Origin of the sequence: Rhodococcus zopfii NBRC 100606 = JCM 9919, from assembly GCF_001895025.1 — a bacterium.
Lineage (GTDB): Bacteria > Actinomycetota > Actinomycetes > Mycobacteriales > Mycobacteriaceae > Rhodococcus > Rhodococcus zopfii.
Map to the genome: position 1 here is coordinate 61,027 of NZ_BCXI01000042.1, position 21,460 is coordinate 82,486.

Consider the following 21,460-nt stretch of genomic DNA (forward strand, 5'->3'; position numbering starts at 1 on the left):
TTCCACTCGTTCAGGATTGCGTGATCGCTGTGTTCGGCGAGGGCCGGGACGGTCGGGATCGAACGGTGCGACGGAGCAGTTCAGAGGAGAACGGTTAGGCAGTGAAACGTTCGTGTCGTGGCCGGCGATAGGGCAGTGGAGGTCGGCGGCACGCCGGCGCACCGAACATCCGTTCCCGGATCACTCCCCCCTGCGATCCGGGAACGGGTGGGCCACCCGCGGTGGCCCGAACTGCTGGAAGGCTCGACCAGAACCCCCCGCCGGTCGAGCCTTCCAGCGCAGTACAGAAGACGAGCGTGCGCGGCCCAGCTTGTTCCCGCGGGATCTGCCGGCTCCCGCGGTGGGCGGTGCGCGCGTTCAATCAGGGGCGTGTCATCGACCTGATCGGACCGCGGAGCCGGTGCAACCACCGAGACCCTCGGCTGATCTCGACCTCACGCCTCGCCGCGCGGCGTGAGGGATGCGTCATGGACACAGATGATCTGTTCCCGATTCCAATGTCCTCCCCGCCAGGTCGGCACGGCTCTCGGCTGCCGCGCGGCACCGGCGTCTTCGTGGGGATCACCTCCGGCGCGGCACTCCTGCTTGGGATCCTGTGTCGGCGTTCGCCGGCAACTTCGTGATCGAGCCGTACCCGCTGATCTTCGCCGTCTATCTCGTCAGCGGTGTCCTGGCGTACCTGCTGGCCCTCCTCGGCATGGGGTGCGCTGCTGCCCTCGGCGACTCGCGCCGGAACTGGACCGTCTGTCTTCAGCCTTGCTGCGGTGTCCCCGGGCGCAATCGGTGCGGTGGCCACCGAGATCGTCATCGTGGCTGGGTTCTCGACTGCGACGTCCACCTGAGCGTGGCACGGTCCGCCATTTCCTGCGCACGCATCACCCATCGGAGGGGGCGTGTTCCAGCGGGATACCTGATATGGCTTCGGCATGACCTACCCGAACAATTGTCGATATGGCTTCGGCGTGTCCTACCCGAACAACCGATCTTGGTGATGCATGATCTTCCGATGGATATCTCGAGGGGACCGCTGCTGACCGACGAGCAGTGGGGCAGCGAGGTGTTGCTCCCGCATCGGCCGTTCGCGACGGACCACTTCGACCGCGGTCAGTACCGGATGAGCCGTGACGATGCGTTGACGATGCGCTATATCCAGCATTCCCCGCATGCGCTGCTCGGATCGATTGTCATCGACTGTGACCATCCCGATGCTGCGCTGCGTGCCTTCGAGAAGCCCTCGGATCATCCGGCGCCGAGCTGGGTGTCCCAGTCTCCGTCCGGGCGTGCGCACCTGGGTTGGTGGCTCGGTGACAACCGGGTCTGCCGCACCGATTCGGCACGGTTGACGCCGTTGCGGTATGCCCACCGCATCGAGAGGGGCCTGTGCATCTCCGTCGGTGGGGACTTCGCCTACGGCGGGCAGCTGACCAAGAATCCGATCCATCCAGAGTGGGAGACCCTCTACGGACGGGCGGACCCGTACGCCCTGCGGGATCTGGCCACCATCCACACGCCTCGTCAGGCGCCGCGCCGACCGGATCGTTCGGCGGGTCTGGGCCGCAATGTCACGATGTTCGACACCGCCCGCAAGTGGGCCTATCCGCAGTGGTGGAGCCACCGTCACGACACCCTGGATCAGTGGCTCCAGCTCGTGCTTCAACGGTGTCACGCGGTCAACACGGAGTTCGCCGACCCGTTGCCGTTCGTCGAGGTTCGGGCCACCGCGTACTCCATCGGCAAATGGATCTGGCGTAACTTCGACGAGACCACTTTCCGTGCCCGCCAGGCCGCACGCGGCCGTAAGGGTGGCAAGGCAAGCGCCAAGGTCATGACCCCCGCCAAACGAGAAGCCAACCGCACGCGCGCCACCAAATTCGATCTCGCCACTGCATTGGAGTACGCACTGTGAGCGGCGCAGCCCGGGCACAACAACGCCGATCCATCACCGCCAAAGAACTGGCGCAGCGGCTCGGCTCCTCGGAGCGGACAGCGCGTCGCTTGGTCGCCGAGCCACGCGAGGACTTCCTCGAGCGGGCACAGGCCCGCCGCACACAGGTGGTGGGCCTGCGGGAGCAGGGGATGAAGTACCGTGAGATCGCCGAGGAGCTCGATATCACGACCGGTGCGGTAGGACGAATTCTCCACGATGCACGCAAGATTAATATGTTGCAGTAGTGATCGCCGATCACCGGCCGATGAGCCTGCACATTCGATCGATGAATGCTGTATTTGACATCACCACAACAGTATTCGACGCGGGTTCTCGCTCCATGATCATCTGAATATCGGCGCGTTCGCACATTCCGCCGCCGTCGTCCGTCAATGTTGGACATATGCGCACCGAGCTGGTCACCGATGTGCTGCGGGCGGCCGCGTCGGTGCGCGGTCTCGGTGGCTTGGACGGCGACTTCGCCGACGTGGGTCGTGAATTGGGGGTGACCCGCTCGCGAGGTGCGGTCGGAACGTGCCTGTTAACCGGCTAATCGAGGCATATGCGCAGGTCAAGAGGTTACGGTCGCAGGTGTCGCGCTTGTTCTGGAAGGTGAGCAGGGCTACAACTGTCATATGACGAACCAACGCAAATGCGGCCGCGGACCCGGTGCAGGCGACGTCCGATGGTAGGTAAGCGTGCCAAACGCGCCGACCGTGTAGGGCGGGCGGCGGCACTGTCGACCGGCCGCTGGTGGACCAATGTTTCTGTTGAGCAGTCCAATTCGTGTAGGTGTGACGGGTCGTCCCTCAACGACACGGGGTCATCGTCGCTTCGAGCGCCAGGTGCCCAGCGTTCGTTCGGGTTCAACCGCAGCGATCCGAACGTGCCTCGCGCGGCGAGACGCTGTGTCAGCAGCCTTTCGGTTCGCACACCCCGTGAGACCGAAGAACCTCGTCAAGTGCCGCGAGGCCGCCAAGCGCGCTTCGCCAGCTCGGACAGGGTCTCTTCTGGAGCAATTCTGTTGTCGGGCTTATTCTCTTGGCCGCTTCTCAATCTCGGGATGTCGCGAGGTGGAGGGTCAGCACATGATCGGCTTGGAGGTGGTTCACTGAGGCGGCGATGAACCCGTCCGCACAAAATTGCAGATCCCTCAGGCTCGATTAGCCGGTCAATCGGCGGACAATGCGGCAGCGGAGTCGTTCAGCGCGAGGTTGGAACGGGGAACGTTGCAGGGCCGGAAGCGTTGGAATGGTGCGGGTGGAGCACGTGCTGACGTGTTCCGCGTGGGTCACGCGCTACAACACGAGAAGGAGGCACTCTAACCCTCGGTCAGATCTGTCCGATCGACTTCGGACAGCAATCGGCTACGCTGGCCGCTGCCGCACAGAAACTGGTGTCCACATCTCGGGGGGAACGCCCATGTCCCCCGATGTGACGAGTTTGGCGGCGAGGATGGTGCTGATGCGAAGACCCGGTCGACACGCCGCAGTCTTCTGGCGTTACCGGTGGTCAGCGGGTTCAGGATGTCAATGCAGGTGATAGGAACTGCTGTCGACGGTGTCGACGGGTAGCCTGCGGGGCCGCTGCACGGTGCTCCAGGCGATCTCGGGGCCCGTCCCGGGAACCAGAACCGCGGGCAAGTACACGCTTGCGGTCACACCACGTGCCGCGCCAGCGTCTTCGGTCGCACGTAGGCGCACTCGCAGCCCGTGTCGCTGCGCGACCCGCCCTACCACGTACAGCCCCATGTGCCGGGCCGCCTGTGTATCGGATTCGGCGCCTTCGGTGAGCCGGTGGTTCGCCCGTTCCAGATCCGCGGGGGGTATCCCGACTCCTCGATCAATGATTTCGAGTAGCAACCCGCCTTCCACAGCCGGAGAGACCAGGAACAACACCGAGGTGGCCGGATCCGACGCTCTCAGCGAATTGTCCAGAAGCTCGGTGAGCAGGTGGATCAGGTCATCGACGACGGTTCCGACCAGGGTGACGGGCGGCACTGCCCCTAACCGTACTCGCTCGTAGTTCTCGACCTGCGACACTGATGCCCGCATCACGTCCTCGAGCGGTGTCGCGACACGGGAGGCTCGGCGGCTGCGGGTATCGGCCAGCACCAGCAGCGACTCGCCGGTGCGGCGCATACGGGCGGCCAAGTGATCGAGCGTGAACAGGTTCTGCAGCCGCTCCGGGTCACGTTCTTGGAATTCGAGTGCCTCGATCAGTGCCAGCTGGCGATCCACCAGCGAGCGGTTACGGCGCGCCAGGGTCTCCAACATGGTGGTGATTTGCCGCCGCAGCGCCGCCTGTTCGGCTGCCAATCGCACTGCTTGAGTGTTCATTCCGTCGACGGCTCGAGCAACCTGACCGATCTCTTCGTTGGTGTCGACCTCGATCGGGTCGATCGTCACCGTAGCGGGGTCGGTGCCGCCGCGGATCGCGGTGACCGCAGCGGGTAGGTCACGGTAAGCCGCGCGAGCGGTGCCATCGCGCAGCTTGCGAAGTGATGACACCAGCAGGTTGGTGAGCGCCAGGGTGACCGCGACCGCGCAAGCGACGGCGATCGCGACGAGCATGGCGGTGCGAATGGCTGCCTGCCGTGCGGCGTCGCGTTCCGCGTTCAGCGTTGTGACGATTCGGTTGACCGAGGCATTGAGTAGTCGATCGCCGGCTTCCACACTGTTCAGCAGCGATGCCGTCAGATCGGGTGTCCTGGTTTCGGAGGTTGTTGGGCTCCGTAGCAGCGCGTGCCTGTGCTCTGCCTCAGTTTGTAGGTCTGTGAGAGTCTGGTGGTCTTCCTCGGCGCCTCGGAGCGCCGCCAGGGCGGCACGCTCCGAGGCGAACTCGGTCTCAAGCATTTTGCGGCCTTGGTCGGAGTCCGCGAGGACCTGTGTGAACGCGACGGCTTGGTCAAATGGTATGAGACGTGCCTGCCAGAGATCCAGCAGCCGCCCGGATTCGTCCAGCGCATTCGCGTTCTCGGCTTGATTGACCAGGGTGCGCACCGTGTCTTGGACCTGCATGCCGAAGGCTCGCATCTGTTCGATTCGCGCTGGCACGGCGTTGCCCGGCATCGAGGCCGCCTGGTTCAACTCTCGGCCGTCGGCCAGCATGCGGCTAATCTCTTCGGACAAAGCGGGGTTGAGGTCGTTTTGCAGCGCAAGCGCCTCGATCGGTTCCATGTCCGCAGCGAAGACCGCATTGTTCCTGTCCAGTGACAGGCCGAACTCCGCCACCGCGACGTTCGCTCCGACGCTGGTGGCGTATTGCATGATCGAAGGAAGGACTGCGATTTGCTCGGCGAGCGCTGCAGTGCGAGACGCCCGTTGCATCTCGGCGGTGATCTGCACACCGCCGAATCCGCCCAACACGATCAGCGGCACGGTGGCAATTACGGCTGCCTTTGTGCGTACGCCCCAGTCTCGGGGGTGGATACGTCGAGATTTGGCCGAGATCATCACTGGATCGAGCCCTTTCACATGATGGAGAACAGCCTCCTGGGCGCATCCCTCGATCACCGTCGACCTGGCCCGGCACAGACGGCGACGCCAACGTGGAGCACGCGCAGTGCAGCGAGCTGAACGACGTTGAGAACGTCCCGCCCCAGGCGCCATCCTTACGGACCTGGAGACGCCCGACTTAACGGGAGCGAGCTCACGATAAGTCGGGCGTCACTCCATATCATTTATCAAACGGTCGAGCAGCACGATTGGCACTGCCAATAGCCATGACACAGGGGTGACAACCAGTTTGTCGATCACGGCATTCACAACGAGAAACTCCTTGACTGGGGAGATAGGACGGAATGGGTCGCTGGGGGTCGACAGAGTTCGCCGGCAGGCATCAATGATGCGCAGATTATCGTGTGGTGGCCGCGCCGATCATTTCAATGGTGTGGCCGACGTGTTCCATGCACAAGTTCGCTGAGTGTGGTCAGACTCGAACGACTACATGCCGCTGCCAACCCAACTCCGCGATACAGTGGAAATTACTGGCCGCGGAAGTTCGGTTTCCTCTTCTCGAAGACTGCGCTAATCGCTTCGGTGAGGTCATCGGATGGGAGGAACGCAGAATTCCATGTTGCAACGTACGTCAAACCATCCTGAATTGACGTACGTCGTGAATAATCCAAGATCTTCTTGACTCCTTGGACAGGCAGCGGAGCGTTCTGTGCGATGCGTCGCGCGACAGCGCGTGCATGACCTACAGTCGCTGAGTGGTCATCGAGGACGTCATTGACCAAACCAATCCGTCGTGCGCGTGCGGCATCGATGTCGTCACCGGTCAATGCCAACTCGCGCAGGTGCCCTTCTCCGATAATCCCGGGAAGCCGTTGCAGCGAACCAAGATCTGCGACCATCGCTACCTTGATCTCGCGCACACTGAAACGCGCGTCGCTGCTGGCGTATCGGATATCGGCTGCGGAAATCAAATCTACAGCGCCTCCGATGCACCAGCCTTGGACAGCTGCAATTACTGGCTTGGAACAATCCGCGACAGCGGAGATGGAATTCTGCACATCGATGATTGCCCGCCTGAGGTCTGCGCGGCTAGCAGCAAGACCGCCGTCTATGACGGCCGGACCGAAAATGGCGGCCATCATCTTCAAATCGATCCCATAAGAGAAGTGCGCGCCTGTCGCGCTCAGGATAACCGCGCGCACCCGTGAATCTCGGTCCAACTGGTGGAAAACCTCGGGTAGTTCCCGCCAGAATGCGAAATTCAGCAGGTTGCCGGTTGCTCCAGTGCTCAACTCGACCTCTGCGACGCCATCCTCGACAGAGACATGGAACGATGTCCACCCTGACATCGACGTATGCATGTTCTCGGGTAAGTCGATCATCGACCGAATCGCGATTCTTGCGTGGGCCTCGGTACAGAGTTCGGTGTCATCTTCAACCTTTCTCGGAATAACTCCAAATGACTCGGTCTGCGCTCACTGCCTGCTTGGCAAATGGCAGTTCAAGGTGAGCAACTGCCGTCTCCTGGAAACGGGTTGCTACCTATGCGGAAGTTCGCCCGTGATTAGCGGGTCTTGTGTGAACAGGGCCGCCGCTTCCTGCCGGTGCTCGGGAGAGCGTTACGGGTGAAACTACGGTAATCCATACGTACCTCGAGGGAAGAACAGTAGACCCCGATTTATCTCAAAGTAGGTATGCAACTACTCAATTTTGGGTCGAACATGGACGTTGCGTGTAAATCCCTCCATTGCGAGCTATGCAGCGAAATTGGCGACGCAACCTCGCCGGGAACGTTGATTGCTGTACCCCTAAGCGGTCATTCGGTACTCATTTTTGGTGAATGTGCGGGTACCGATATTGACTCCCTGCATGCTTTCCGAGCACTATCGCCGTAGAGCACCGCTGTGGCGCACGACATGGATCGCCGCATCGTGTGTGTCAGACCATCATTCATGAAGGAGACCAGATGTCGCTCGCCGTCAACGGAAACGAAATTCGGACTGCACAGCGGAATCAGTATGTCCAACAGTTCATCGAACGTCAGCTCCCACGAACCTCCACCTCTTCGCGGTACGACTCGGTGGTTATCGCAGGTAACGGAATCGGTGCCCAAGTCTTTGCAGCGCAACTCGCCAAAAATCCTCAGTTCGAGGGAAAGGTGACTTTGGTCGCCCCCGCTGTCTCTGAGTCTCGCCGGCTCATCAACGGTGTCAGTTTGCGAGGGTCCGCTGCAGATTTTCTGTGCTCGGCTCTTGGCACCGACCACGAAAGTCTCCTGGCTGTTTCGGCCGGTACCTCAAGTCCCGCTCCTGCGGCATACCGGCAGACCGTAGCGGCCGCAATTCCTAGTGGTAACAGCTGGCACATCAAGTCTCCCGGCACCTGGCAGGGCGGAAACTGGGCCACCAATCCGATTATCTACGGGGTCAGGAACAGTCGCCTCGTTGCCGGAATGCGCGAACTCCTCGCCGATCACCCAATCTCGTTCATCGAGGACAAAGTCCAGTCCGCTGACGAGCTCCGCAGCTACGCGGAAGGGACCCGCCCGCTCCTCGTCAATGCCACACCCAATCCGACATTGTTCGGCGGAGAATCCCGCAAGCCTCGTCGGCTCGTCCTTGCGGTCCAGGCGCCGATGATTGAGAAGAAGATCAATGCTCCTTTGGAGGTTGAAACGGCGTTCGCTCCGATTATCCGCCGCGACAACATCATCGATGTCGGCTACTTCACCCCGTTCGCTGATCCGCTTTCTCCCCGATCTACCTGGTATGGGATCTTGGCTCGAGTTGTCGATGCGGACTCCGGATTTCACAAAGAGCACGAGCTCGACGTTATGACCGATGAGCTCGGTGGACTGGCGGAGTCGATGGGATTGGAGATCGACGACCCGAGTGAAACCCTCGCCCGTGCCCTAGTGCCTGCGTCTCCGTGGGGCAAGGTCACACCCTCCCAGCCCGGAACGCTCGACCTCAAGCGTATGTACTCGGGCGGAGCCCCATGCTATTACGCCGACGGGATGGTCTCGTCAGCGATTGGTGGTGTCATCGGAGCCGAAGCGGTCGTCCGCGGAGTGGATGCAGACCAGGCCATTCGGGCCGCTCTTCGACCGTTTCGTAGGCACAACTACCTGTGGTGGATCGAAACGACGAAGACGGCGTTGTTCTCCGATTACCTCCTGCGTCTCAATCCGCGGGCGGCAATGCTCTATCCCCACACCGCGGGTTTGAACCTGTGGCAGTCGGCCGCATAGCAGGAAGTCAAGAAGATGATCGAGTATGACGATTTCCGTTCCGCGATGCGGCGCCTCGCTGCAGGGGTCAGCATCATCTCCACTCAAGGGCCGGACGGACCGCTGGGCATCACTGCCACTGCTGTGACATCGCTGACCCCGGATCCTGCGAGCGTATTGTGTTGTATCAACAAGACCTCGACTGCCGGGGACGCCATCTGGTCGAATGGAACCTTTGCCCTCAACCTGCTCCGACAGGAGCACCAGGACCTTGCTTGCCGATTTGCCGGAATGACCGGCGCACACGGTACAGAGAAGTTTTCCGAAGGAGCATGGAGCGAATTTCCCAGCGGTTCACCGGCGTTATCTGACAGCCTCGTCTCGTTTGACTGCGAACTGGACAGGCTGGTCGAGGTAGGCACCCACTACGTTGTGATCGGTTTGATTACCGAGATCCGACTCGGCGAGCTCGGTGATCCCCTCATCTATTGCGACGGCACTTTCTCGGGCCTTGTGTCACTGTAGATGACTCATATAAGGCCCGTCTCAATCAGCCATTCTCGCTGGGACTCGCAATGGAGAAATCATGTCCGGAAATGAAGTTGACACGTTGGCCGTCCCGGCGACGTTCGACAGCGTCGACCCGCGCAACGGTGAGCTCGTCGCTATGTACCCCATACAGCAACTGCACGATGTGCGGGACACTGTGGAACAGGCCCGCGCTGACACTGATTGGTGGAGCGGTCTCAGCTTTGCCGGCCGTACACGCAGGCTAACGAAGTGGCGCCAGCTGATCCTCAATCGATTCGACGAACTCGCCGACCTTGTTTCCCGCGAAACTGGGAAACCCAGCGCAGACGCCAGAATCGAAGTGGTGCTCGGAGTCGACCATCTCCATTGGGCAACAAAGAACGCCAAGAGAGTACTCAGACGCCGCCACGTAGCACCTGGCATGCTGATGTTCAATCATGTCGCCACTGTCGAATACCAGCCTTACGGAGTGGTCGGTGTCATCGGTCCATGGAACTATCCCGTATTCACGCCTATGGGTTCGATCGCGTATGCTCTGGCAGCCGGCAACACCGTCGTGTTCAAGCCGAGCGAATACACCACTCGGGTGGGACAGTGGCTCGTTGACACCTTCGTCGAATCGCTCGGCGACGAAGGTATGCATCGCACACCTCTCCGCCTTATCACCGGGAATGGAATCACAGGTGCTGCCCTGTGCCGAAGCGGTATCGACAAGCTCGCGTTCACCGGTTCCACCGCAACAGCCCGGAGAGTGATGGGTGCTTGCGCGGAATCGCTCACACCAGTCCTGATGGAATGTGGTGGTAAGGACGCGCTTCTGGTTGATTCCACAGCGAATCTGAAGTCTGCCGCGGATGCGGTGGTGTGGGGTGCGCTCGCCAACGCCGGGCAAACCTGCGTCGGTGTGGAGCGGGTATACGTCGCCGATGCGGTGGCCGAAGAGTTCATCTCGATGGTATGCGATCATGTTGCATCGCTACGTATCGGTGGTGATACCAGTGCAGACATCGGTCCAATCACGATGCCCTCTCAGATCGATATCATCGAACGCCATATTAACGACGGAGTTGCCGCAGGTGGACAACCACTCGTCGGTGGTTCCTCCTCAGTCCGACCACCCTATGTATCTCCAGTTGTGCTCGTGGACGTGCCTGAGGACGCGAGCGCTGTTACCGAGGAAACGTTCGGCCCCGTGATCATCATCAACCGTGTGCCCTCCCTCGACGTTGCGGTCGCCCGCACCAACGCCAGTCGCTATGGACTCGGAGCAACGGTCTTCTCACGAAGGAACGGCAACCGCGCTGCCCGGAGCCTGAGAGTCGGCATGGTCGGTATCAATTCGATCTTGCCGTACGTGGCAATGCCGTCACTGCCCTTCGGAGGCGTCGGCAACTCAGGATTCGGACGTATTCACGGTGCCGACGGCCTACGAGAGTTTGCCATGCCGAAATCAGTAGCACGAAAAGTACTGCCGGCTGCGATGAACCCGACATCGTTCAACCGCCCATTTTGGACGGTTCGTGCTCTCGTATCGCTGACCAAAAGTCTATATCGCTGGTGATGACTGATCGGTCGTCGTCTTGCTGTTCCGACCGAGTTCAAACCACCGCCAGGGGGTGCCGAGTCGCAATCAGGACCTGTTGGCGACTCGGCACATTCATTCCAGCCGACACACAACCTTGAGCCCGCAGTCTGCTGGTGACCTTCTCTTTCTCAGCTTCTGCATACGCGACGATTTTCAACACCGGGAGCGCTTTTCCATATGAGCAGTCCATATCCGCACCTCCTTCAACCCCTGGATCTCGGCTTTGTCGCACTGCCCAATCGTGTACTGATGGGATCGATGCATCTCGGCCTTGAGGAGGCGCCGAACGGGTTTTCTCGAATGGCGGAGTTCTATGCGATCCGTGCTCGTGCAGGAGTCGGACTCATCGTGACAGGCGGCGTCGCCCCGAACAATGAAGGTCGTCCGTTTCCAAATGGAGCCACCCTGACGTCCGAAGCAGAGGCCGAGGAACACACCGTGATCACCGAAGCAGTTCATCGAGAGGGCGGTAAGATTGCTCTCCAACTGTTGCATTTCGGTCGATATGCCCACCACTCCGATCTAGTTGCACCGAGCGCACTGAAGGCCCCGATCGTCGATTTCGCTCCCCGCGAACTCACGACCGACGAAGTCGAGGCTACGATCGGCGACTTCGTCTCTGCGGCCAAGTTGGCTCAGCGAGCCGGATACGACGGCGTCGAGATCATGGGGTCAGAAGGCTACCTAATCAACGAATTCCTCACTAGTGCGACCAACCACCGCACCGACGAGTGGGGCGGTGACTACGAGAACCGGATGCGTTTCGCTATCGAAATCGTCCGCCGTATCCGCCAGGCGGTCGGGCCGCAGTTCATCCTTATCTACCGACAGTCCATGCTAGATCTGGTGGAGGACGGCTCTACCCTTGACGAGGTCCTGATGCTCGCCCAGCGTATTGAGGCGGCCGGTGCATCGATCCTCAACACGGGAATCGGGTGGCATGAAGCGCGCATCCCAACGATCGCGACCATGGTTCCCCGCGGCGCTTATGCGTGGGTGACTCGAAAAGTAAGACACGTGGTGGACATCCCGGTCGTTGCCAGCAACCGGATCAACACTCCCGATGTCGCCGAATCGATACTCGCTGACGGTTTCGCGGATATGGTTTCGATGGCACGGCCGTTTCTCGCCGACCCAGAGTTCATTCAGAAGGCCGAGCGCGGCGCCGCGCACAGCATCAACACCTGCATCGGTTGCAACCAGGCATGTATAGACCATACGTTCAGCGGAAAGATCACTACCTGCGTGGTTAATCCCCGAGCCTGCCGGGAGACCGAACTCGTCTTGAGTAGAACGGTGCGATCAAAGAGAGTCGCCATTGTTGGTTCCGGTCCTGCCGGACTTGCGGCGGCAACCACGGCGGCGGAACGTGGACACAGAGTCACCCTGTTCGAGGCGTCGCCTGAAATCGGTGGACAGCTCAATGTTGCCAAGACGATTCCGGGAAAGGACGAGTTCTACGAATCAATCCGCTACTTTGCGGACCGCGTTCATGTCACCGGGGTGGATCTTCAGTTGAACACGTCGGTCATTGCTCAGGATCTGCGAGACGGAGGCTACGACCACGTCGTCCTAGCCACCGGTGTCGTCCCACGCGTCCCGGACATTCCCGGAGTAGACCACCCCAGTGTCGTCGGCTATCTGGATGTCTTGCGCAATGCTGTGCCGGTCGGGACGCGCGTGGCGATTCTAGGTGCCGGCGGTATCGGGTTCGACGTTGCGAAGAAGCTCACCTTCGACGCTGATGAATCCCGCGACGCCACAGACTCGTTCTTCCGCTACTGGGGAATCGATCCAAGTTATCGCAACCGTGGCGGCCTGACCGCCCCGCCGAACACGCGGTCGGCTCGTCAGATCTTCTTGCTGCAACGAAAGTCTACGAAAGTCGGAGCCGGGCTAGGGAAGACGACCGGATGGATTCACCGTGCCGAGCTAAAACGTCACGGCGTGGAGATGATCTCCGGCGTCGCTTACGACCGCATCGACAACGACGGACTGCACATCACGGTGGACGGTCAGCGGCGCGTGCTTGTGGTCGACACAGTAGTACTGTGTACCGGTCAGGAGCCACGGCGTGAACTGTACGAGGATCTTCTCTCGATGGGCGTGCCTGTCCATCTGATCGGTGGAGCGGACGTCGCAACGGAGCTTGATGCTAAGCGCGCAATCCGTCAGGGAACTGAGCTCGCGGCATCGTTGTAAGGAAATTCGGCGACGAGTGGGGCTCCCCCCGAAAAGTGGACACGGTTAGCCCCATACCGTTCAGTTCGCGACGGCTGATGCTGATGGTGGTGCGAGAGCCAGGTTGGGGCCAGGCCGCGTGAGCGGCGCGTTTGACGTGCCACTTGAGGTATTTGTGCGCTTGATCACGGGCGCGGCGCTGATAGGCGGCGACGGGCGCGGTTGAGCCGGTCGAGTCGATCGGAGTACGGTGCGTAGCCCGCGCTGGTGGGTCTCGAGTTCGTCGAAGGCCACGCGATATCCCGGCCTCTGGGAGTCGGCTGCGGCCAGGTCGGTGGCGGACGCTATTGGCAGGATCGAGCAGGGTCGTGAACAGGTGGTAGATCGTGGGGTTCTCGCGGCCGTCGTCGAGGGGTAGTCGATGATGATGAGGCTCATCGAAAGTGCTCAGCTGTGCTCGGTGAAAGTGCGCAGCCGTGGGCAGGGATCACTGTAGCGGTTGCCGAGTCCCGGTGGTGGCTTGACGGAGCTTTTCCGCTCGGGCGTGGTGGTCACGCAACCGGTAGGAATCCCCGTCGAGGTTGAGCACGACCGACCGGTGCAGCAGCCGATCGAGCATCGCCGCCGCGACGGTCGTGTCACCGAGGACCTCACCCCACTCACCGACACCTCGATTGGTGGTGATCACGATCGAAGTCTTCAGATAGCGTTGCGCGACAACCTGAAACAACGCCGACGCGGCCTCACCCGGCAACGGAAGGTAGCCGAGTTCATCGATCACCAACAGCGTCGGCCCGGCGTAGAACCGCATCGTCGTCGCCCACCGGCCCTCGATCGCCGCCCGATGACAGCGCGCTGCCAGATCGGCGGCGGTGGTGAAGTAGGTGCGATAGCCGGCATAGGCGGCAGCCCGCGCCAAACCCACCGACAGGTGGGTCTTTCCGACCCCAGGGGGCCCGATGAGCAGGACGTTCGTCGCGGTTTCCAGGAACCGGCAGGAGCCCAGCTCGGCGATCAGGGCCCGATCCAGCCCCGGAGCGGCATCGAAATCGAAGTCGTCGAGGGAGGCCGGGGTGGGCAAGCATGCGAACCGCAACCGGCCGGCCAGCCGCCTGGCCTCGGTGGCGTCGACCTCGATCGACAGCAGCTGTTCGAGGGCCGCGGTCATCGACAGCCCGTCCTTCTGGGCCCGGTCGAGCACCGACGGCAGTGCCTCGGCGGCGTCGTGCAACTTCAGGGTCGCCAGGTGACCACGCAGACGCTGATAGAGACTGGCTGTGGTGGTGTCGGGAGCGGTCATGACAGGGTGTTCCTTCCGCGGGCAGCACGCTCGTAGGCGGCCAGATCGGTAACCGTCGACTGCGGTGTCGTCGACGGTGAGTGATGGTCGGTGGTGTCGGTGCGCAGTGCTGCTGCCGCAGCCAGTGCGTCCGCGCCGGGTGGGATGCGTTCCTTGCGGCGGTGCGGCCGCCCTCCGGCCGCGGCACCGGGCATCGCGGCCTGTTCGAGAGCGTGGACGTGGCCGTGATCGCGCACGATCACGCCGGCCCCGTCCGGGGCCAGGCGGTGGCGGGCGACGGTGATCTGTGAGGCGGTGACGATGTCGATCGCCTCGTCGCCGAGCCGTCGGGTGACATGCACCTGTGCTGCGGCCAACTCCGGCGGCACCGAGTAGCGGTTGCCGCGGTAGGCCACCAACGACTGCCGGGAGGCGGTCCGCGGCTCGCTGAGCACCACCGGATACGGACTGCTCGGCATCGGCGCGAGCGGTTTCCGAGCGGCGACGGTGAGCACCGAGGCCTTGCCGTCGGCGGTGGCCCGCATCCGGGCATCGGCCCGCAGGGTGCAGAACTTGTCGATGCTTGCCTGCGCCTGCTCGACGGTGAGTTCGTCCGCGACGGTGCGCCACCAGCGTTGGGCCGCAGTGTGATTGGCCTTCTCGACGACGCCCTTGCGGTTCCCGGACCGGGATGGGCAGATCGCCACCGACACGCCGTAATGCTTGGCGACGCCGGCGAAGGAGGCGGTGACCTTCCCGCTGTCGGGGTGGCAGACCGTGGCCATCCGATCGAACCGCCAGGTGCGGGTCACGCCGCCGAGTTTGCGGCAGATCCGGTCGAGACCGTCGATCAAGTGCGGCTGGGTCATTGCCGGGGCGAGCACCCCACGCCACCGACCGGAATGCGCCAGCGAGCCGACCAGTAGATATGCGGTCTTGCCCCACCCCCACGAGGCGGGTGGGTTCGGCAGTTCGACCCAGTCCCATTGGGTTTCCTCCCCGGGCGGATGCTCGATGACCGCGTTGGGGCGGTCGGTGGCGCACGCGCAGGCCGGGCAGACGGGCCGCAGGTGTCGTTGCCGAATCTGGCGGGTCAGAGTCTGATACGAGGCGGTGTAGCCGAGGTCTTCGAGTTCGTCGCACAAGGTCCGCGCCCACAGGTGCGGGTCCTCGCGCAGGCGAGCGATGACGTAGTCGACGAACGGCTCGAACGGGTCTTCACCAGCGGGTTTACGCACGCCGGGGGTGGTGGTTCCGTTCAGATAGTTGCGGATGGTGCGGCGGTTGCGGCCGGTGTGCCGGGCGATCGCCGAGATCGTCCAGCCTCGTTTGTGCAGTGCGTGGATCTCCACGTCTTCCTCCCATGTCAACATGAGAAAGCGGGTCTCCTTCGAGTAGCTGGTGCGTGGTCAGAGACCACCAGCATCGAAGGAGACCCGCCCTCATCGGCGGAACCACACGGGTGAGCACTTTCGGTGAGCAGGACTGAGCAGGATCAATGAGCGCCATCAATGACGCGCACGCGCACTGGTTCGGCACCTCGAGCCGCGGCCGAGTGGATCTGGCACAGGTCGGCCAGCCCGGACCCGTCGGGAAGGTCCTCGACATAGACTGGCTTCGGCGCGGACTTGTCGGTGCGGATGCACCGCAACAAGTCCGCGCCGGTTGCGGTGGGCGCTGCGCACAGGGCATAGGAGAAGAACCCGCGGTCGGCGGTGAGCAACATGAGTCGACCGAAATCCTGGGCCGATCTACTGCGCGATTGCCACCGTAGCGGGATGCGCGCCCCGGTGCTCGCGGTCGGCGACGGCATGCTGGGTTCGCTCCGGTGCGGGTCGGCGCGCTCTGTTCCACAAAGGCAAGCTCCTCGAGCGTCCGGTCGACAGCACCCCGGAACCCTCGCCCGACATCTCGGTGTCCGAGGCTGCCTGACAAACCCAGATCCACAGGTACTGCCAATTCCTCGTCACTGCGGAATTGACACGAGTCCGCCGGAGACTTTCCTCGTGGTCTCCGGGCTGGCTTCCATAAACCGACCAGTAGTTTCCCGCCGACCTCGGCGGGTGCGCACCGCGTCCTGTCCAGATCCGCCAGGTGTCGAGCAGGTGCATCGAGGGACGTAATGGCACGGTTCCTCGCGTACTCCTTTTCATCTCGCTTGCCGGACCCGCACCATCTGGCAGTACTGGCCGCGTCCCGGCGTTGTCAGGGCTGCTCCCACTCTCCCGGGCACCACCCGGATCAGGCTGCCCTCAGCTCCACCGACCTGCTACAACAGGTCAGCGGGGGTCTCTCACCTTCACTCGAATCGCCGTGCCTCACGGCGCGAACTGAAAACGCGCCAGGTCCAGTTCCGAGGAGCTCCATCACATGTCCCGGTAGCCGCACGCGTCTCGCCCTGCGTCATCGTCACGGCGCCCGCCGAGTCTCTTGGTGCAAGAGTCGCTGATATGTGGCCACGGCCTGCCCCCGATTACGCGCATCGAGCTTGCGCAATATCCGCTTGACGTGTGTCTTCGCCGTTCCGTCTGCCACCACCAGCTGAGAGGCGATCTCCGCATTGGTGGCGCCGGTGCTCATCAGCTGGAGAACCTCCATCTCCCGACGTGTCAGACTTTGCAGGACGTGGTGGTTGGGCGTCGGTGGGGCCTGAGCAGTGGCTTGACGTTCGACCTGTTGCGCCAGTTGCAGTGGGGGCATCAACGGCAGGCTGGACGCTGTAATGTGTCGCAGGCTGTTTTCCGTGCATCGCGCCAGTTCGTTCAGACGAACATGCTGCTCCTGCAGCTGCTGTGCCAGTAGGGCCCGTTCGAGTGCGTGTCCGACTGAAGCTGCGAGATCTGCGGCGACGTCTCTGTCGAAGCTGTCGGTGTCGCGGTCGCTGTAGTATGCATCGAGGTGTAATGTTCCTTCGACCTTGCCGTTGACGAAGATCGGCGCCGCAACATAGCTGCGCGTTCGGATCAGCCCGGTGATTGGCTGAAATGCCTGCGGGTCGTTGATTGGATCCGTGATCAAAGCCGGTAGTCGACGACGAACAACCTCAGACTCGAGGACGCCGGGGACAATCTTGATCGGGGTTTGCTCGGCTTGCCGCTGGCACTCGGTGGCCCAGTTTCTATTGCCCGAGAAGTACGTCGCAGCAGCATGTAGGTAGCCGGCGTCGTATCTGAACACCATCGAACGGTCCAGACCGGAAACCTTGCACGCAACCTCGGCTGCATGCTCGAACACGCTCGCCGGATCGTATCGGCCTGCGAAAAAGTCTGTGCCGTGTCGTACCGAGGTCAGCATTCGGATTCTCTCGGCGGCAAGAATCTGTTGTTGATCGGCCCGCAACTGTTGCAGGGTTAGAACGACGTCGCAGATCTTCGCCATCTCAGCCGAACTGCAGGTCGATGCGGCTGACTTCATCGTGGTCCGCAGATGTTCGATCACGACATCGACGTACTCACCAATCTCATTGACCAGTTCACCATGCGCAGACGGTGCCCACTGTGGAAGTTCGACAAGTGCACGCGCGGACTCAAGGGTTGCGGCCAAACGAGACGCACTCGATCGGGCGGATCGGGCACTCTGCCGGGTCGCAGTATCAACTCCCGTCCGAGCCCGTGGGGGGGAAAAGGCAATCGGCATTGTGACCTCCATCACCTGGCATTGCTCCGTCGAGCATGCTCGCCCTGAAAGGGGTGCGCAAGCTTGCATACCTCCAAATGGGTAGATGAACCGCCACAAAATGGGACGCGATACGCCCTCCTCGATCGGAAGGATGGACATCAGAAAATGTCCGACTGCGACAGTGGAGTCAGTGTTGAATTACGCATCTTTGATCAGTTGGGCTAGCGCCCGCCATCCGGATCGACCGGCAGTGCGCTTCGAAGACTCCACCCTGAGCTACCGAGAACTAGACTGCGAGGTACGCGTTATGGCTCAAACGCTACGCGCGCACGGTCTCGTGTCTGGTGACCGCGTGGCTCTGATGATGTCCAACTGCCCTCAGTTCGTCGTCGCGTTCTGGGGAGCTCTGCGCGCCGGCTGCGTCGTAGTGCCGATGAATCCTCTCTTCCAGGAGCGGGAGGTGGACTACTACCTGAAGGACTCCGGAACCAAGGCGTTCATCCACAGCGAGAGCGTCCTACTGGATGCCGGGACCGGTGCCGTCTCGGCAGGGCAACTGCACGCGCGGTGGACCGTCCGCGATCACGCACCCCAGACAGGAGAGCCGTTGTCGACCGATCTCGAAGCGGCAATGGAACGCGTCCGCAACAGTGACCTTCCTCCCTCCGACGACCTGACACTGACCAATGCCGATGATCCAGCGGTCTTGCTCTACACCAGTGGTACAACCGGCCGGCCAAAGGGTGCGATTCTCACTCACTCGAACCTGACCGCCAATGTGTCCGTATTCAGCAGTCGGTGTCTTCAGATCACCGAGGAAGACGTTGTCTTCGGGGCACTGCCACTATTCCACAGTTTCGGACAAACGCTCGGTATGGGTAGCGCATTTGCGGCCGGTGCCTGTCTGAGCCTGCTTGGACGGTTTAGTCCGGACGCCGCGCTGAAATTGATTGCTGAACAATCGGTTACGATCATGCTCGGGGTCCCGACAATGTACACCGCGATCCTGAATGCTGTCGACGAGAAAATCGACCAGCTATCGACGTTGAGGGTGTGCGTTAGCGGAGGCGCGGCCGCCTCGGTTGAACTACTTCGACAGCTTCAAGACAAGACCGGATGTACAGTTTTGGAGGGCTATGGACTATCCGAGACCTCGCCTGCCGCATCATTCAACCATCCTGACCGTCCTGCGAAAGCGGGCTCGATCGGTACCCCGATCTGGGGCACGGAGATGCGTATCGTCGACTCCAACGGTAACGAGCTATTGCCACACGAGGTGGGAGAAATCCAGATACGCGGACACAACGTGATGGCCGGCTACCACAATAAGCCGGACGAGACCCAGGCTGCATTCGATTCCGGCGGATGGTTCCGAACCGGTGATATAGGTTACATCGATACGGATGGATACTATTTCATCATTGATCGCAAGAAGGATCTCATCATCCGCGGTGGATACAACGTCTACCCGCGCGAGATCGAGGAAGTGCTCTACGAACACCCCTCTGTACTCGAAGCAGCAGTCATCGGTACCCCACACGGAACACTCGGAGAAGAGATTGTCGCTGTCGTGACTGTTAAGCCAGGTCATGTATTCGATAGCGACGATCTCCAGAAGTGGTGCAAGAACCGCCTTGCCGCGTTCAAGTATCCGCGCACAGTGCTCCAGACGTCAGTCCTGCCCAAAGGTGCCACCGGAAAGATCCTCAAACGCGAGATCGAGATCCCCGAAACAATCGCCGCAACTTACGCAGCTGCAGGTTCCTAGCCTCGATCTTTCTCGAATCCTGCGTGCCGCCTGAGCATCTTCGGATTGGTGTCGAGACTGTGGATCCGGTGTGGTCCACAGTCGAGTCGTCGCGGGACGCTGGGTGACCGATCCTTCACGGCCATCGCCAACTGCAGACAGATGAAAGCCATACCCGGCGTCCCTGGGTGGTTCGAAGCCTACGGCCGTCGCCCAGCTCGAACCCCCTAAAGAAAAGTAAGGACTGATGCAACTCTTCATCGGAGACGACTGGGCCGAAGACCACGTGCGCCACGAGGTGCTTGAAGTCGAACGGAGGTGAAAGACCTTCGCCTCCCGGCCGTCGCAGCGGTCGGGTGAAGCTGGGAACAGCCTAATCCGGAAGACGCCCGGGAGGGATCTGGGTGTCAGGCATCCCTGGAGCTTTGATGTCAACGACGAGATGTTGGTAGAGGTGAGACCACCCAACGACTTGACTGTAGGGAGTCTAGGTCTTGAGGCAGCCGTACAGGATTCCGACAAGCCGATTTCCGAGTTGGCGTGGTGCGGCGTTGTGTTCAGCTTCGCAGGCGCGTAGCTCGTCGTAGTAGTCGCGTGCTGCGGTGTCGTGCAGGATCGCCGTTCCTGCTTGCAGATGCAGGGCATCGACGAGGCGGTCGTTGTGAATGAACCGTCCGTGGACAGTCTTGGACTTGTCGGATTGGCGAGTGATCGGGGCGGTGCCTCGCTGATCCCTGGCCGTCGCCCGCACGTCCAGGCTCGCCGCCGCGGCCTGATGGGGCATCGTGGCGTCCGTACTCGGATTTCTGACCCTGCTGCTCGGATGGGTCGCGATCCGCAGCCGCACCACCACGTTGCACGCCGAACCCTGAGGAGCAGCTATGTCCAAGACCTACCGGATCTCGACGGGAACGCGGCTGGTCAACCGCGCGTTCCAGGCGATGACCCAGCTCGGCGTGGGCAAGCAGTACCGCCACATTCTGACCGTGCCGGGTCGCAAGACCGGAAGACTGTACTCGACCCCGGTCGACGTCATGCGCCGCGGCGATCAACGGTGGCTGGTCGCCGCCTACGGCGTGACGAACTGGGTGCACAATGCTCGCGCCGCCGGCCAGGTCACCCTCAGTCGAGGCCGTCGGTCGGAGACCCTGCGCGTCGTCGAACTGAGCCCGCAGGACAGTGTCCCGGTGCTGCGTCAGTATCTGCAGGAGGTACCCGTCACCCGCCCCTACTTCGATGTGACGCACGAGTCCTCCGACGCAGAGTTCGCCGCTGAGGCGCCCCGCCATCCGGTGTTCGGGCTCATCCCGATGAGCTGACCGTTGGCACACGAGATGATGACCTGTAGGCTCGGCGCCGACGGCCGGCTCGAGTAGCCCTTCCTGCATGCTTTCGGTGATCTCAGTCATCGCGACACTGACCTGGTCGGGGATCGTGGGTGCACTCCGGTCGGCGGACTAGTCCTGGCTCCTCTTCTTGATGGCGGTCCCCTGCTGTTGGTGTGTTTTGGCGGATGCCCGATGCCTACCACACGGCAGGGTTCGAGCATTGGATCGCCACCTCAACTTCTACGACTTACGCGACAACCTCCGTCCTCCACTTCGTCCCCGCCGCGACGGGTCGTGATCGAATTACGCAGAAAAACCGATGGTTTCGTCGTCGATACTCCGGATATCCGATCCTTGGTCTTCATGGGTTTGAGATAGCGGTCGATCGCGGCCGCCGACATCGTCAACAGGTTCCTCCCGCACCGCGGGGATGGTAACGGCTTTCACCAGCGACGAGCTCGCCGTGACGTTCCAACGCATCGAGCTGCAGACGCATCGACGCCGCGAGATACTTACCGCACGGGTCCACCCGAGGCCGCCCACACCCGCTGCAACACCTTCAACGCGTCGGAGGAGT

Annotated in this window: 16 protein-coding genes and 2 pseudogenes; 10 read left to right on the forward strand and 8 right to left on the reverse strand. The window is 61.8% G+C overall.

All coding sequences use genetic code 11. The annotated features are described in order from the left end of the window. Nucleotides 1-1,006: 1,006 nt before the first annotated feature. From RZ1_RS23725 to RZ1_RS23735, 4 genes and pseudogenes are all read left to right on the forward strand, one after another. Nucleotides 1,007-1,906, forward strand: coding sequence for a replication initiation protein (locus tag RZ1_RS23725; protein ID WP_072814969.1), 900 nt, complete (start codon nucleotides 1,007-1,009; stop codon nucleotides 1,904-1,906). Then, a complete protein-coding gene (locus tag RZ1_RS23730) occupies nucleotides 1,903-2,172 on the forward strand; it encodes a helix-turn-helix domain-containing protein (RefSeq protein ID WP_072814970.1) in 270 nt (89 codons plus the stop codon). The genes RZ1_RS23725 and RZ1_RS23730 overlap by 4 nt, the downstream gene beginning before the upstream one ends. Nucleotides 2,173-2,327: 155 nt before the next feature. Then, a pseudogene (locus RZ1_RS30180) lies at nucleotides 2,328-2,462 on the forward strand (IS3-like element ISRhosp5 family transposase); the annotation flags it as partial. Between the two features lie 634 nt (nucleotides 2,463-3,096). Further along, a pseudogene (locus RZ1_RS23735) lies at nucleotides 3,097-3,365 on the forward strand (integrase core domain-containing protein); the annotation flags it as partial. Between the two features lie 91 nt (nucleotides 3,366-3,456). On the opposite strand, the gene RZ1_RS23740 reads toward RZ1_RS23735, so the two are convergent. Next, nucleotides 3,457-5,442 (reverse strand): sensor histidine kinase, encoded by a 1,986-nt coding sequence (locus RZ1_RS23740; protein WP_169918086.1) that lies wholly within the window; start codon nucleotides 5,440-5,442, stop codon nucleotides 3,457-3,459. Between the two features lie 470 nt (nucleotides 5,443-5,912). Beyond that, on the reverse strand, nucleotides 5,913-6,767 hold the full coding sequence (locus RZ1_RS23745; RefSeq protein WP_238071633.1) for a crotonase/enoyl-CoA hydratase family protein: 855 nt from the start codon (nucleotides 6,765-6,767) through the stop codon (nucleotides 5,913-5,915). Nucleotides 6,768-7,351: 584 nt separating this feature from the next. Between RZ1_RS23745 and RZ1_RS30185 the strand changes: the two genes are divergently transcribed. From RZ1_RS30185 to RZ1_RS23765, 4 genes are all read left to right on the forward strand, one after another. Further along, nucleotides 7,352-8,635, forward strand: a complete 1,284-nt coding sequence (locus tag RZ1_RS30185) for a hypothetical protein (protein WP_139281952.1) — start codon at nucleotides 7,352-7,354, stop codon at nucleotides 8,633-8,635. A gap of 15 nt (nucleotides 8,636-8,650) precedes the next feature. Beyond that, on the forward strand, nucleotides 8,651-9,139 hold the full coding sequence (locus tag RZ1_RS23755; protein WP_072814973.1) for a flavin reductase family protein: 489 nt from the start codon (nucleotides 8,651-8,653) through the stop codon (nucleotides 9,137-9,139). Nucleotides 9,140-9,200: 61 nt separating this feature from the next. Further along, nucleotides 9,201-10,706 (forward strand): aldehyde dehydrogenase family protein, encoded by a 1,506-nt coding sequence (locus RZ1_RS23760; protein WP_072814974.1) that lies wholly within the window; start codon nucleotides 9,201-9,203, stop codon nucleotides 10,704-10,706. 201 nt (nucleotides 10,707-10,907) lie between these two features. Further along, on the forward strand, nucleotides 10,908-12,932 hold the full coding sequence (locus RZ1_RS23765) for an FAD-dependent oxidoreductase (protein WP_072814975.1): 2,025 nt from the start codon (nucleotides 10,908-10,910) through the stop codon (nucleotides 12,930-12,932). 466 nt (nucleotides 12,933-13,398) lie between these two features. Here RZ1_RS23765 and istB read toward each other — a convergent pair whose 3' ends face one another. The 4 genes from istB to RZ1_RS29735 all read right to left on the reverse strand — a co-directional run bounded on the left by istB (nucleotide 13,399) and on the right by RZ1_RS29735 (nucleotide 17,733). Then, on the reverse strand, nucleotides 13,399-14,211 hold the full coding sequence (gene istB / locus RZ1_RS23770; protein WP_072814976.1) for an IS21-like element helper ATPase IstB: 813 nt from the start codon (nucleotides 14,209-14,211) through the stop codon (nucleotides 13,399-13,401). Continuing rightward, on the reverse strand, nucleotides 14,208-15,563 hold the full coding sequence (locus tag RZ1_RS23775) for a Mu transposase domain-containing protein (RefSeq protein ID WP_072814977.1): 1,356 nt from the start codon (nucleotides 15,561-15,563) through the stop codon (nucleotides 14,208-14,210). The genes istB and RZ1_RS23775 overlap by 4 nt, the downstream gene beginning before the upstream one ends. A 122-nt stretch (nucleotides 15,564-15,685) precedes the next feature. Then, on the reverse strand, nucleotides 15,686-15,916 hold the full coding sequence (locus RZ1_RS30190; protein WP_072814978.1) for a hypothetical protein: 231 nt from the start codon (nucleotides 15,914-15,916) through the stop codon (nucleotides 15,686-15,688). Nucleotides 15,917-16,599: 683 nt separating this feature from the next. Continuing rightward, the gene (locus RZ1_RS29735; protein ID WP_169918088.1) at nucleotides 16,600-17,733 is read right to left on the reverse strand and encodes a LuxR C-terminal-related transcriptional regulator; all 1,134 of its coding nucleotides are present in this window, start codon (nucleotides 17,731-17,733) and stop codon (nucleotides 16,600-16,602) included. Between the two features lie 226 nt (nucleotides 17,734-17,959). Here RZ1_RS29735 and RZ1_RS23800 point away from each other — a divergent pair, with 226 nt between their 5' ends. Continuing rightward, entirely contained in the window at nucleotides 17,960-19,576 is a 1,617-nt protein-coding gene (locus RZ1_RS23800) for a long-chain-fatty-acid--CoA ligase (RefSeq protein WP_083583876.1), read from the forward strand. Between the two features lie 466 nt (nucleotides 19,577-20,042). Here the strand turns inward: RZ1_RS23800 and RZ1_RS23805 are convergent, their stop codons facing one another. After that, complete coding sequence (locus RZ1_RS23805) at nucleotides 20,043-20,339, reverse strand: hypothetical protein (protein ID WP_218020483.1); 297 nt, start codon at nucleotides 20,337-20,339, stop codon at nucleotides 20,043-20,045. Nucleotides 20,340-20,436: 97 nt separating this feature from the next. Between RZ1_RS23805 and RZ1_RS23810 the strand changes: the two genes are divergently transcribed. Beyond that, on the forward strand, nucleotides 20,437-20,874 hold the full coding sequence (locus RZ1_RS23810) for a nitroreductase family deazaflavin-dependent oxidoreductase (protein ID WP_072814980.1): 438 nt from the start codon (nucleotides 20,437-20,439) through the stop codon (nucleotides 20,872-20,874). A gap of 312 nt (nucleotides 20,875-21,186) precedes the next feature. Here the strand turns inward: RZ1_RS23810 and RZ1_RS30975 are convergent. After that, a partial coding sequence (locus RZ1_RS30975; RefSeq protein ID WP_218020484.1) for a hypothetical protein occupies nucleotides 21,187-21,460 on the reverse strand: 274 nt, incomplete at its 5' end.

Coding starts and splice junctions, on each gene's coding strand:
- RZ1_RS23725 (WP_072814969.1), top strand. CDS start 1,007: ATGGATATCTCGAGGGGACCGCTGCTGACCGACGAGCAGTGGGGCAGC.
- RZ1_RS23745 (WP_238071633.1), bottom strand. CDS start 6,767: ATGATCGACTTACCCGAGAACATGCATACGTCGATGTCAGGGTGGACA.
- RZ1_RS30185 (WP_139281952.1), top strand. CDS start 7,352: ATGTCGCTCGCCGTCAACGGAAACGAAATTCGGACTGCACAGCGGAAT.
- RZ1_RS23755 (WP_072814973.1), top strand. CDS start 8,651: ATGATCGAGTATGACGATTTCCGTTCCGCGATGCGGCGCCTCGCTGCA.
- RZ1_RS23760 (WP_072814974.1), top strand. CDS start 9,201: ATGTCCGGAAATGAAGTTGACACGTTGGCCGTCCCGGCGACGTTCGAC.
- RZ1_RS23765 (WP_072814975.1), top strand. CDS start 10,908: ATGAGCAGTCCATATCCGCACCTCCTTCAACCCCTGGATCTCGGCTTT.
- istB (WP_072814976.1), bottom strand. CDS start 14,211: ATGACCGCTCCCGACACCACCACAGCCAGTCTCTATCAGCGTCTGCGT.
- RZ1_RS23775 (WP_072814977.1), bottom strand. CDS start 15,563: ATGTTGACATGGGAGGAAGACGTGGAGATCCACGCACTGCACAAACGA.
- RZ1_RS30190 (WP_072814978.1), bottom strand. CDS start 15,916: ATGTTGCTCACCGCCGACCGCGGGTTCTTCTCCTATGCCCTGTGCGCA.
- RZ1_RS23800 (WP_083583876.1), top strand. CDS start 17,960: ATGGACATCAGAAAATGTCCGACTGCGACAGTGGAGTCAGTGTTGAAT.
- RZ1_RS23805 (WP_218020483.1), bottom strand. CDS start 20,339: ATGCCCCATCAGGCCGCGGCGGCGAGCCTGGACGTGCGGGCGACGGCC.
- RZ1_RS23810 (WP_072814980.1), top strand. CDS start 20,437: ATGTCCAAGACCTACCGGATCTCGACGGGAACGCGGCTGGTCAACCGC.